Annotated in this window: 10 protein-coding genes; 5 read left to right on the forward strand and 5 right to left on the reverse strand. The window is 56.1% G+C overall.

Annotated elements, in window-relative coordinates; translation table 11 throughout:
- Window positions 1-71 precede the first annotated feature (71 nt).
- From crtY to QE270_RS02380, 4 genes are read left to right on the forward strand one after another with little or no spacing between them, the layout of a single operon-like run.
- Entirely contained in the window at window positions 72-1,238 is a 1,167-nt protein-coding gene (gene crtY / locus QE270_RS02365) for a lycopene beta-cyclase CrtY (protein ID WP_300034580.1), read from the forward strand.
- Window positions 1,235-2,722 (forward strand): phytoene desaturase, encoded by a 1,488-nt coding sequence (locus tag QE270_RS02370; RefSeq protein ID WP_300034583.1) that lies wholly within the window; start codon window positions 1,235-1,237, stop codon window positions 2,720-2,722. Before crtY ends, QE270_RS02370 begins: the two co-directional genes overlap by 4 nt.
- Window positions 2,719-3,300, forward strand: coding sequence for a TIGR00730 family Rossman fold protein (locus QE270_RS02375; protein ID WP_300034586.1), 582 nt, complete (start codon window positions 2,719-2,721; stop codon window positions 3,298-3,300). The genes QE270_RS02370 and QE270_RS02375 overlap by 4 nt, the downstream gene beginning before the upstream one ends.
- Window positions 3,297-4,223, forward strand: coding sequence for a phytoene/squalene synthase family protein (locus QE270_RS02380; protein ID WP_300034590.1), 927 nt, complete (start codon window positions 3,297-3,299; stop codon window positions 4,221-4,223). The genes QE270_RS02375 and QE270_RS02380 overlap by 4 nt, the downstream gene beginning before the upstream one ends.
- Before the next feature lie 30 nt (window positions 4,224-4,253).
- On the opposite strand, the gene QE270_RS02385 is transcribed toward QE270_RS02380, so the two are convergent.
- The 5 genes from QE270_RS02385 to queC form a co-directional block, all read right to left on the reverse strand.
- On the reverse strand, window positions 4,254-5,054 hold the full coding sequence (locus tag QE270_RS02385; protein WP_300034592.1) for a 3'(2'),5'-bisphosphate nucleotidase CysQ: 801 nt from the start codon (window positions 5,052-5,054) through the stop codon (window positions 4,254-4,256).
- Complete coding sequence (locus QE270_RS02390; protein WP_300034595.1) at window positions 5,047-6,393, reverse strand: TldD/PmbA family protein; 1,347 nt, start codon at window positions 6,391-6,393, stop codon at window positions 5,047-5,049. Before QE270_RS02390 ends, QE270_RS02385 begins: the two co-directional genes overlap by 8 nt.
- Before the next feature lie 45 nt (window positions 6,394-6,438).
- On the reverse strand, window positions 6,439-6,786 hold the full coding sequence (locus tag QE270_RS02395; RefSeq protein ID WP_300034598.1) for a hypothetical protein: 348 nt from the start codon (window positions 6,784-6,786) through the stop codon (window positions 6,439-6,441).
- Window positions 6,787-6,855: 69 nt separating this feature from the next.
- The gene (gene queE, locus QE270_RS02400) at window positions 6,856-7,494 is read right to left on the reverse strand and encodes a 7-carboxy-7-deazaguanine synthase (protein WP_300034601.1); all 639 of its coding nucleotides are present in this window, start codon (window positions 7,492-7,494) and stop codon (window positions 6,856-6,858) included.
- Window positions 7,491-8,174 carry a 7-cyano-7-deazaguanine synthase QueC gene (gene queC / locus QE270_RS02405; protein WP_300034604.1) on the reverse strand — a complete coding sequence of 228 codons (684 nt, stop codon included), beginning with the start codon at window positions 8,172-8,174 and terminating at the stop codon, window positions 7,491-7,493. Before queC ends, queE begins: the two co-directional genes overlap by 4 nt.
- Window positions 8,175-8,537: 363 nt before the next feature.
- Here queC and QE270_RS02410 point away from each other — a divergent pair.
- On the forward strand, window positions 8,538-9,376 hold an 839-nt coding region (locus QE270_RS02410; RefSeq protein WP_300034607.1), incomplete at its 3' end, for an integrase arm-type DNA-binding domain-containing protein.

The following is a 9,376-nucleotide window of genomic DNA, read 5'->3' on the forward strand; positions in this document are numbered from 1 at the left end:
GTAGACAGAAAGCTGTGTATGACCTTGGCAGAGCCCTTTCCCTTGTAAAATGGCTGCGCTAGGGCGTTGAGGTGACAATTGAAAATATCAAATGCGACGTTGCCATCGTTGGTGGCGGTCTGGCCGGCGGGCTGATCGCGCTGGCGCTTGCCAAGATGCGGCCCGAGTTACATGTTGTTCTCATCGAACAAGGTCAAAGCTTTGGCGGCAATCATATTTGGAGCTACTTCGCGAGCGACATTTTGCCTGAGCATCGCTGGCTGACCGCGCCCTTGGTCACTTATGGCTGGTCGGGTTATGACGTGAAATTTCCCGGGCACAGCCGGTCACTCGACAATATCTATTACACAATCGATTCCGAGCGGCTTGACTGGGTTTTGCGGAAAAACCTTCCTGCATCGTCACTCATGTTGGGTAGGGAGGTTAAGGCCGTTTCGCCCCGTCTTGTGGTACTCGACGGCGCGCAGCGGATCAACGCTGGCGGCGTTATTGACGTGCGCGGCGCAGGTGATTTGAACCATCTCGACTGCGGTTGGCAAAAATTCACCGGACAATTGATGCAATTGTCCGAGCCGCATAACATTACCAAGCCAATTGTCATGGACGCCACGGTGGACCAGCATGATGGCTATCGCTTTGTCTACATCCTGCCCTTTGGCATGGACAAATTGTTTGTCGAAGACACTTATTACAGCGACAAGCCCGACCATGACCCACGCATTTTGCGGCAACGGCTGGCGGCTTATGCCGACGAAAAAGGCTGGAAAGTCGAACGCGTCCTGCGTGAGGAAAATGGCGTTCTGCCAGTCGTTATGGGCGGTGATTTGGAAAGCTATTGGAATAGCGGTAGTGGCCGAACGGCCAAGGCCGGCGCGCGGGGTGCATTTTTTCAACCTGTGACCAGTTACTCCCTGCCCGACGCCGTGCGCAACGCGATTTTCATTGCCGAGCAGCCTGAGCTTGATGGTGACAAGCTGAACCTCGCGCTGCGTCAACGGGCAGAGGAGCATTGGCGTAAGGGCAAATTCTTCCGTATGCTGAACCGCATGCTCTTCCGCGGCGCAGATGGTGCAGACCGGTACAAGATATTGGAACGGTTTTACCGGCTAACGCCCGGATTGATCGCGCGCTTTTACGCTGGAAATACTACGCTTGGAGATAAGGCGCGGATCCTCTCCGGTAAGCCACCCATTTCGATAAGGCGGGCGATAAAAGCGATCCGGAGCAAAAAGAAGTGAGCAAAACTGCTGCGATCATCGGCGCCGGATTTGGTGGCCTTGCGCTTGCTATCCGCTTGCAATCTGCCGGTATTGCCGCCACCATAATCGAGGCGCGGGACAAGCCCGGCGGCCGTGGCTATTTTTGGGAGAAGGACGGTTTCACCTTTGATGGTGGACCAACGGTCATTACTGACCCGCCTTGTCTGGAGGAATTATGGGCGCTGTCTGGCCACAAGATGGCAGACGATATCGAATTGATGCCCGTTTTTCCATTCTATCGCCTGAATTGGCCAGACGGCACGAATTTCGATTATTCGAACGACGCGCCAGGTCTGAGAGCAGAGATCGAAAAGCTGAACTCCGAAGATGTCGAGGGCTATCGCAAGTTCCTCGAATATTCAAAGGGCGTGTATAAAGATGGCTACCAAAAGCTGGGTTCAGTCGCGTTCCTCGACTTTGCATCGATGATTAAGGCTGCACCTGCATTAATGAAATATAAGGCCTGGCGCTCGGTCTATTCGATCGTATCGTCTTATGTGAAAGACGAACGCCTACGTCAGGCATTGTCTTTCCATACCCTGCTGGTCGGCGGCAACCCGATGAGCACCAGCGCAATTTATGCGCTCATCCACACCATCGAAAAGGAAGGCGGCGTGTGGTTTGCTAAGGGCGGAACCAACCGCCTCATAGCGGCTATGGTGACGCATTTTGAACGGCTTGGCGGCACTATCCGCTTGGACGATGCTGTCGAAGAGATTGAGACGCGCGGTGACAAAGTCATCGGCGTGCGCACAAAATCGGGCTGGCGCATGGATTGCGATATGGCGGCATCGAACGGCGATTTGATGCATAGCTATCAGGACCTGTTAAAAAGCAACAAGCGCGGCGAACGCGCAACGAAATCACTCCGCCGGAAAAGTTGGTCGCCATCTTTGTTTGTGCTGCATTTGGGCATCAAGGGCACTTGGCCAGGCATTCCACACCACATGATCTTGTTTGGCCCACGATATAAGGGCCTGCTGGATGACATCTTCGTTAACGGCGTCTTACCAAAGGACTTCGCCCTCTATTTACACCATCCAACCGTGACCGACCCAAGCCTTGCGCCAGAAGGTTGCTCAACATTTTATGTGCTCGCGCCGGTTGCGCATTTGGGCAAGGCACCACTTAACTGGGATGGCGATGTGGGCGAGGCAATGACGGAGCGGATATTGGACGAGCTTGAGCGCAGATTGATCCCTGACATCCGCAGCCGGATCATGACCCAGTTCCATTATACACCAGCCGATTTTGGCCGTGACCTATCGGCCCATTTGGGCAGCGCGTTCAGCTTAGAACCCGTTCTTTGGCAGTCCGCATATATGCGTGCGCATAATCGCGATGACGCAATATCGAACCTGTATTTCGTCGGTGCCGGCACGCACCCCGGCGCTGGCATTCCCGGTGTTGTCGGCAGCGCAAAGGCAACCGCAGCATTAATGATGGAAGTAGCAAACGCATGAAGCGCCTAGCAGTTTATTGCGGGTCAGCGACGCCCGAGAACCCGGTTTACATCAACGCCGCGCGCGAAGTAGGCAAGGCACTTGCCAAGCGCGGCATTGTTGTTGTCTATGGCGGCGGGCGCTTGGGCCTTATGGGCGCTGTGGCGGACAGCGCGCTTGAAGCAGGCGGCGAAGTCATTGGCATCATCCCCGAAGCATTGGTCGGCGCAGAGGTGGCCCATAAGGGCTGCACGGAACTGCACGTGGTTTCTGGCATGCATGAACGCAAGGCCCGCTTCACCGACCTCTCCGACGGTTTTATAACTATCCCAGGCGGCGTTGGTACGATGGACGAATTGTGGGAAGCGATCAGCTGGTCACAACTTGGCTATCACCAAAAGCCGGTTGGCGTTTTGAACGTTGCCGGTTTTTACGACCAGTTGATTGCGTTTAACCAGAGTATGATCGATGTTGGTTTCATCCGGCCTCAACATGCCGGGATCATGATTGTCGATGATAATCTAAATGGCTTGCTGGATAAGATGGCGGCTTATGTGCCGCACAAGACGATTTTCCAGATGAAAGCAGATGATTTGTGAGAGACCGCGCCGCGCTCGTAGCGTTCGCGCAAGAAAGCATTTCGCGTGGGTCGAAATCGTTCCGATTTGCCAGCCGCCTGTTCGACCGCACCACGCGCGAACGGGTCTGGCTACTCTACGCATGGTGCCGCAAATGCGACGATATGGCCGATGGACAAGACCATGGCGGCGCGATGGAGGCGGTAACTGATCCACAAGCGCGGCTTCATGTGATACGCGAACTGACCGCAATGGCATTGGCAGGTACACCCACAAGTGAGCCCGCCTTTGACTGTCTTGGCGTGGTTGCGCAGGAATGCGGAATTACCTCTCGCATGGCCGAAGACGTGATTGAAGGCTTCGCACTGGATGCCGCCGACTGGCGCCCGCGCCGCGAAAGCGATCTGTATCAATATTGCTACCATGTCGCAGGCGCAGTTGGTGTCATGATGGCGGTGGTTATGGGTGTTCCGGCCGACGATGACGCGACACTTGACCGGGCATGCGACCTTGGCCTCGCGTTTCAGCTTGCCAATATCGCTCGGGACATCGCCGAAGATGACGCAGCCGGGCGCTGTTATCTACCCGACGATTGGCTCGCCATGCTCGACATCGGGCCGGGCGAACATATGAAGCCGCATAACCGCAAGAAATTGGCGCTCATTGGCCGCTGGCTCGCCGATGAGGCTGAGCAATATGAGGCATCAGCGCGCGTTGGCGCGAAGCATTTGCCCCTGCGTGCGCGCTGGGCCGTGTTGTCGGCCGCGGGCATTTATGGCGAAATCGCGCGCAAGGTCCGCGCCGCACAAGCCCACGCATGGGATCAGCGGATATTTACAAGCAGGCCTGAAAAATTCCGTTGGGTGCGTAAGGCGTTTGTCGATGCGATTGCCAACAACCCGCGCGATACGAACCGCGATATGTTGTGGACGCGGGTGCGGTAAATTTGTTTAGACCGTCATCCTGAATCAGGGTCAGGCTGACGACAGGATACGTGCGGCCCGCTCAGACAACCGCTCGACAGCCGCCTTATGAATCCCCGGCGCGCAGCAGATTAGTCCAAAATCCAGCGGCGCGCGTTTATTGTATGTTATAGTCTGGCCAAGCGCATCCGTTACAATCCCACCCGCCTCTTGCGCCACCAGATGCGCCGCGGCGATGTCCCATTCATTACCCCAACGCAATGTCGCTACAAGGTCGGCCCTGTCGCAGGCGACCATCGTCATGCGCATTGCAATGCTATTGGGTTTGTCGACCGTTACCAGATCGGAATCCACGCGTGGCAAATCGTCGGCCGGCACGCGTGCTCCTGCGAAATCCTGACGTATGCTGCCCGACAGCAGCGTGCCGTTGCACGTCACGCCCTCACCGCTGGCGGCAACCCAGATTTTGTCTTGCGCAGGTGCCGCCATCACGGCGAACACCGGAAGGCCATCCGCCACCAATGCCACTGACACGCACCAACCGCTGCGTCCACGCACATAGTCACGCGTTCCGTCGATTGGGTCGACGAGCCACAGCAAGCGCGCATCGAGCCGTGACGGGTCATCGATTGTTTCTTCTGAAAGCCACGCGGCCTCAGGCAATATTGCCTGCAGCCGCTTTGTGAGCAGCGCATCAACGGCTATGTCGATGTCGCTTACCGGGTTATCTTTGCTCTTTTCCCACACTTTGGTGTCGGGAGCTGCGCCATCGCGCCAGCTGGCAAAGGCCAATGCCGCTGCCTCTTGTGTGGCGGCAACAACGGCATCTCGGTCAAGCTGGCACTCAGGCACCTGCGATCATCATGCCGTCGATGCGCAGCGTTGGCACATTTGTGCCCCGTGTGAATTCCAAGTCATTGGCTGCTGTCATCGCCGCAAACATATCCTTCAAATTTCCGGCGATCGTGAATTCGCTGACTGCCCCCGCAATTTCACCGTTGATGATCAGGAAACCGGCTGCGCCCCGGCTGTAATCGCCCGTGACGGGGTTTACGCCCTGTCCTGCGAGTTCATGCACATAGATACCATGCCTAATGTCGGCGATAAGTTCCGACACGCTGACGCTGCCGCCTTCCAGATGGACATTGGATGTGCTGACACCGGGAGCGCCGCCGATGCCGCGGCTGGCATGGCCTGTGGGCTCAAGTCCCAGTTGCCGCGCGGATGCGCTTTCCATCAACCAACCCGTCAGAACACCGTTTTCGATGATGGAGCGGCGCGCAGTGGGCAGGCCTTCGCCATCAAAGGCACGCGAGGCAAGCCCGCGCATGCGATGCGGATCATCAACAATAGAAATGCTGCTGTCGAACAACTGTGCGCCAAGCAATTCGAGCAGAAAGCTTGTCTTTCGCGCAATCGAAGAGCCGCCGATGCCGCCAAGCAAATGGCCGACAAAAGAGCCGCCGACGCGTGGGTCAAACACAACTGGCATCTGACCGCTTTTGACTGTGCCGGGGTTCAACCGTTTAACCGCGCGTTCACCAGCGCGGGTGCCAATGTTGAAAGGGCTATCCAGATCGGCAAGGTGGCGCGTGGTCCGCCAGTCGTAATCCCGTTCCTTGGCGTCGCCATCGCCCGAAAGCACGCTGGCGGACATGCCATAGCCTGACCCGGATTTGACGCCGGCAAAGCCATGGCTGGTGGCCAGCGCAAAAATGGAGCGACCGGCGCTTGCGCCTGCGCCTTCACTATTGGTTACGCCGGCTACCGCGCGCGCGGCGTTTTCGCATTCGAGCGCAGCAGCACGCAGCAGGGCAGGATCGGGATCAAGGCCATCATCCCCATCAAAATCCGGAACGGCGCCTGTCAGCAATCGATCCTGCGGCGCAAGGCCAGCATATTGATCCTTCGGTGCTTCTTTCGCCATGTCTATGGCACGCGTCACGAGCCCTGCAAGAATGTCCGGGTTCATGTTGGACGAAGAAATGGTGGCAGACCGTTGGCCAACAAAAACGCGCAGGCCGATATCTTCACCTTCGGAGCGTGCGACATCTTCCAACTGGCCAAGTCGCACTTGGACCTCAGTGGATGCATCGCAGACATATACTGCGTCAGCCGCGTCAGCGCCGGCCTTGATGGCTTGGGAAACGAGATTATGTGCGCGATCAAGCGCTTCTTGTGGGTTCAGCATTCCCCCGCTTAGGCGCGGGCAATTACAGCGTCAATCGAGCCGCAATCAAAAAACGGTGAACAGCACCGCCAATACAGCAGGAATGGCAATCGCCGCGCCCCACAGTTTCAGCCGATCTGCATAATAGCGGGTTTCAAGCCCATCACCTGGATACGCATTGTCATTGAGCGCCTGCCAACGCCGTTCCAAATTACGGCAAAGTGGAATGACCGCACCAACAAACAAGACCAAGACAAAATAAGGGAAAATGGAAGTCCCGCTCGATTCGATAGTCGGCGTCACCAAAAAAATCAGCATTAGGGTGTACACGACCAAAGCAAAGGCTACGTGGTCGGACATCCGTTTCGAATAGCTTTTATATGCGCGCAGATACGCTGTTTCGGCTTTTGCCATTTCTCTCTCCTCTATCCCGTCACAAGACTGTCACTTTCAGGAAGAGGTTTCAAGCAAATTTATACGTAGCTAGGGAAGGCCCAGAATCTTGTGGTTTTGTAAGGATAAGCGCCATTTTGGACGCTCCATTACGAAGCCCGTCGCGGCCGATACGCTGGCCTCATTCAACGCCGCGTCACCCATATCCATGGGCTGGATAAGGAAATGGGAAAACTGCCATTGTTCCATTGCTTCAATGTCGCTGGTGCGCTGCGGCCAGACAAGCTTCAGCTCGTCGCCAACATGCTGGATAACCTCCGAACCCGCCTTGGGGCTGATACATACCCAATCGATACCAGGATGCACCGATATCGTACCGTTGCTTTCAATCGCGATTTGAAAGCCGGCCGCGTGCAACGCGTCGACGATAGCATCATCGACCTGCAACATTGGTTCGCCGCCGGTAATTACGACATAGCGGTTGGCGGTGCCATCGCCCCACAACGCTGCAACCTTTGCCACCAATGTATCAGCATCATAGCGCCCACCATTTTCGCCATTCGTGCCAACAAAATCGGTGTCGCAAAACTGGCAGATGGCGGTGGCGCGGTCGGCCTCGCGCCCCGACCACAGATTGCAGCCGGAAAAGCGCAAGAAAACTGCTCGGCGGCCCGCATGGACACCTTCGCCTTGCAACGTCAGGAAAATCTCTTTGACGGCATAACTCATGCGTAAATGGTCGGGTCAGGCAGGCCAGCGTCGGCAAAGCCCTTGGCTCGCAGGCGGCAGGCATCGCATTGACCACAGGCTTTGGTGTCCGCGCTTGGATCATAGCAGGACCAACTCATGCCCACGTCGAGCCCAAGGCGCGCAGCTTCGCGGGCGATGTCGGCCTTTGTCATATCCAGCAAGGGCGTGTGCACGGTAAAATGGTCACCTTCGACGCCCGCTTTGGTGGCGAGATTGGCGGTCGCCTCAAACGCTTTGATGAACGCCGGGCGACAATCGGGATAGCCCGAATAATCAAGCGCATTGACCCCAATCCAAAGATCGCGGGCATCGCGCGCTTCGGCCAGGCCAAGGCATAAGGACAGGAATATCGTGTTGCGTGCCGGGACATAGGTTACCGGAATCGCGCCGGACTCCACGCCTTGCTTGGGCACATCAATATCCGCCGTCAGCGCCGACCCGCCGAAGCGCGTCAGGTCCAACGGCAAAATGATATGCTCTTTAGCCTCCAAATGCGCGGCAATACGCGCCGCGCTTTCAAGTTCTACGCGGTGACGCTGGTTATAATCGATCGTGAGCGCAATCAGGTCGTAGCCAGCCTCACGCGCCAATCCTGCCACGACCATGGAATCGAGACCACCGGACAAAAGGACGATTGCGGATTTGGTGTGCGTTGTCATACCGTCCCCATAGACCTTCGTACCGCGCAATGTCGAGACACCGCCCACGCGCATATCGTTTCAATACATCGAATGCGCTCGGGGCGAACAGACGTTAGCAGGGAGAGGAAATGGTGCACCCGGAGCGATTCGAACGCCCGGCCCTCAGATTCGTAGTTAGAGGAAATCAGACAGAAATAGCCGATCTCAGCACATGAAACCCTAATAAAACTGACTATTTTTGTCTGTAATATTCTACAATCATCCTTGATATGATTTCGTCTGATGCCTATCTGATGCCTACAACGTCCCAAAGCATCAGGTAAAACAATGTCCAAAGCCCCGATTACAAAGCGCACGGTAGACGCAGCCCAAGCGGCCCCCTTGGAATATGTCATTTGGGATGACCGGGGGAAAGAAACTGTCAAAGGCTTCGGTTTAAAAGTTACCCCAGCAGGAGCAAAAGTTTACATATACCGCTACCGCATCGCCCGCCCAGGAAGCGCTGACCGGACACCACCACGTAAGTACACTATCGGCAGGCACGGCAACCTGACGCCGGATCAGGCGCGATCTCGTGCCAAAGAACTCGCTGCTACAGTAGCGCGGGGGATTGATCCGCGGCAGTCCGAACTTGCTGCCATAGGCGCCATGGATGAAGCAAAACGCCAAGCCAACGCTAAAGCAAAACTCGACGAGAAACTTGTTTTTGAAAAAGTAGCGAAGCGATGGTTGGAGGAGTATGCTGTAAACCATAGACCCCGTACGGTGGAGCAGGCGCGCCATATTGTAACCCAGCGTCTGGAGCCGGCGTTAAAGGGTAGGCCCCTGCCCCATATCACACGCGCCGATTTGCAGACCATTATAGACGGCATCCCACTTAAGCATCGTGCAAGCCGCTTAGCAGTGTACGCTTATGCATCCGTTCTTTTTCGCTGGGCGATGGAACGGGGCGAAATTTCCGATAATCCCGTGCGCATGATGGTAAAACCAAGTGCGCCAAAGGCACGTAATCGGGTCCTGACCGAAGATGAACTCGTGACGGTGTGGAAGTCTGTCGATAGATTGACTAACCCATACAAAGCATATTTCAAGCTGCTTATATGGACCGGCCAGCGGCGGGAAGAAGTCGCCGGTATGAAATGGGAAGAACTTGACCGGCTAACAGGGCAATGGATCCTTCCTGCCGCACGAACCAAAAACGGCGCAAAGCAACTAATCCC

Source organism: Sphingorhabdus sp., from assembly GCF_029865925.1.
GTDB lineage: Bacteria > Pseudomonadota > Alphaproteobacteria > Sphingomonadales > Sphingomonadaceae > Sphingorhabdus_B.